This window comes from Vibrio sp. 1288 (genome assembly GCF_033344475.1).
Genome location: NZ_JAWPOX010000206.1, coordinates 1 through 947 on the forward strand (window position 1 = coordinate 1; position 947 = coordinate 947).

At 47.0% G+C, this 947-nt stretch carries 1 pseudogene; it reads right to left on the bottom strand.

The features are described from left to right. Positions 1 to 60: 60 nt before the first annotated feature. A pseudogene (gene vopN, locus R8O11_RS25695) lies at positions 61 to 828 on the bottom strand (SctW family type III secretion system gatekeeper subunit VopN); the annotation flags it as partial. Between the last annotated feature and the right edge of the window lie 119 nt (positions 829 to 947).

Here is a 947-nt window from a genome sequence, read left to right on the forward strand (position 1 = left end):
TGTTGCTGCCTTGCACGCTAAGGTCGGCGCTCATGCCTTGCAGCATGAAGTCCACCGCAGTAGAGACTTCATGTTGCTGCCTTGCACGCTAAGGTCGGCGCTCATGCCTTGCAGCATGAAGTCCACCGCAGTAGAGACTTCTTGCTCACCAAAACGCTCGACAACATCCTGATATGCAGAGCCAAGCCCTTGATAGCTGTGCACCGTATCGCGGTAAAAGCCGCGCAATTGATGAAGAGAGCTGAACTCTTGCTCTTTGCTAAACTCATCAGCGAAATGAGAAACACGGATTTCGGTGTCGATTTGCGACCAAGAATCCGGGTTCTGTTCGATTTTCAAGATCGCTTGGTCAATCAGCGCCAATAAGTGTTTGCTTTCCGGATTGGCCGATAAGTATTTCTTCACCGCTTTTAGAGCTAAGTATTGGTGGCTTTTTTCTTCCGAAAACCCATTCAAATACGCTTGAAGCTGAGCGATGGTCGAAATGTTGCCACCCGCCATTTTGGCCGCAAGATCTTTGATTTTTTGGTTTTTCTCTAGATCGGGCACCTTTCTGAGGTAATCAGAAACCAGCACGTGTGCTTCGTTAACACGAACGCCACCGTCTTTTATTTTGCGTTTGGTGAGATCTTTTTCTGCTTTTTCGGAGCCAAGTGATGTGAGCTCTTCCATCGCGTCAAAAAGCGATTGAGTGGCGTTGTGCACGCGCACGGTCTCACCTCGATAACTGCCTTTTACGGCGCTATCTACACGAGACGATTCCAATCCATTTCGGACCGACGCATCAAACTTGGTGTTGGTTGCTATCTGACTATTGATAATGCTCATTCACTTGCACTCCTTTCGTACAATACAAGCGAATTATATGAAGTGCGTTTTTATCAGGCTGTCAAAATCAGACGTGTTTTTTTAGGGCGTTTTCAGTTTTCTAAAAACTCCCGACCAAT